The organism is Streptomyces viridosporus (assembly GCF_002078235.1).
GTDB lineage: Bacteria > Actinomycetota > Actinomycetes > Streptomycetales > Streptomycetaceae > Streptomyces > Streptomyces viridosporus.
Genome location: NZ_MSGP01000378.1, coordinates 1 through 1,687 on the forward strand (window position 1 = coordinate 1; position 1,687 = coordinate 1,687).

Annotated in this window: 1 protein-coding gene and 1 pseudogene; both read right to left on the minus strand. The window is 74.2% G+C overall.

All coding sequences use genetic code 11. The annotated features are described in order from the left end of the window. A partial coding sequence (locus B7L92_RS25970) for an adenylate/guanylate cyclase domain-containing protein (RefSeq protein ID WP_081239819.1) occupies window positions 1-1,032 on the minus strand: 1,032 nt, incomplete at its 3' end. Between the two features lie 239 nt (window positions 1,033-1,271). After that, window positions 1,272-1,687, minus strand: a pseudogene (locus B7L92_RS25975) (biotin--[acetyl-CoA-carboxylase] ligase); the annotation flags it as partial.

Genomic DNA, 1,687 nt, shown 5'->3' on the forward strand with positions numbered 1-1,687 from the left:
GGCCGCCGCCTCGGCCGCCGCCGCCTCGGAGGCGGGAGCGTCACCGGCGCGGATCAGTTCCTCGGCGAAGGCGGTGTCGACGAGCACGGCGTCCCGCGGGGCTATGGACGTGAGCCGGGAGGCCAGATTGACCGTGGTCCCGAAGACATCGCCCATCCGGGTGGTCACGGTGCCGAGCGCCATGCCGACCCGCAGCTCCGGCATCGTCTCGTCGTTCGCCAGGGTCTCGATCAGCAGGAGGGCGATCTCCGCGGCGGTCCCCGCGTCGTCGGCGACGTACAGCACCTCGTCGCCCAGCGTCTTGATCAGCCGCCCGCCCCGGGCCGCGACGAGATCGGCTGCGGTGGTCTCGAAGGCCTCGACGAGCTCACCGAGTTCCTCCTCCTCCATCCGCCGGGTGAGCCGCGTGAACCCCACGAGGTCGGCGAACGCGACGGCGAGCCGCCGGTCCACCATCTCCTCGTCGTCGGCCCCCTGCACCACCCGCCCGGCCGAGGCGGCGAGCTGACGCCGCCAGACGTACACCAGGAACTCCTGCAGCTCGGGCAGGAGCAGCTCGACGATCGGGTACGTCACCTCGGTGCGGGTCATCCCCGGCTCGGGCGGCTCGGTCAGCCCCTCCAGGAACGAGTCCATCTGCCATTCGGCCAGCCGTGCGGTGGTCTGCCCGGTGGACCGCGCCACCTGCACCGCCATGGCCTCGCTCAGCAGCCCCGCCTCCACCAGACCGGCCAGCCGGCGCAGCGCCAGTACGTCGGCCTCCGTGAGCGCCTTGGCCTGCCCCACGTCGGCGAAGCCCATGGCCCGCCAGAACCGCGTGGCCAGCTCCATGGTGACGCCGGCGCTGCGGGCCGCCTGGAAGGGCGTGTAACGGCGCTCGGCGCCCAGAATGAGCTGTTCGACGCGCAGAGCGAGCGGATCCTCGCCGGTGTCGGCGGGAGGGGGGTCCCCCCGTTCGTGCGAAGCCGGGAGTGGGGGAGGTTCCACCCCGCCCTGCGCGTCCGTACCGGAACCCGAGTCGTCGACGGTCACGCGTTGCTGCCCTTCCGATCTGCCACGGCCATGTTCGACCGGCCTCAACTCTACGGCAGGTGTGCGCCAGCTCACTCCGTTCGGTTGGGCCGGCGGTGAGACGACCGCAGCCGCGTACGGCGGCGGGCCGGGACGGCGGTGGGAAGGGACGGCGGTGGGAAGGGGACGGGGCCGCGGTGTCCGCCCGCAGCGGCCGGCGCGGCGGCGACCGCGCCCGTCCGTGCGCCGCGGGCGTCCGCTCACACGGAGCGCAGGTGCACGATGTCCCCCGCCCCCACGGGCTCCTGCACCCCTTCCTCCGTGGCGATCACCAGCCGCCCGTCCCCGTCCACGGCGACCGCCTCCCCCACCATCGACCGCTCCCCCGGCAGCTCCGCCCGCACCCTCCGCCCGAGCGTCGCGCACCCCGCCGCGTACGTCTCCTGCAGACCGCACGCCGAGGCGTCGCCTCCGGCCGCCCGCCACCGCCCGTACCACTCCTCCAGCGCCCGCAGCATCCCCCGCAGCAGCGGGTCCCGGTCCGTGCTCACCGCCCCCGCCAGCGTCAGCGACCCCGCCGTCGGCACCGGCAGCTCGTCGGCGCGCAGGCTCACGTTGATGCCGACGCCGATGACCACACCGCCCTCCCCGGCCCCCCCGTGTCTTATACAAATCT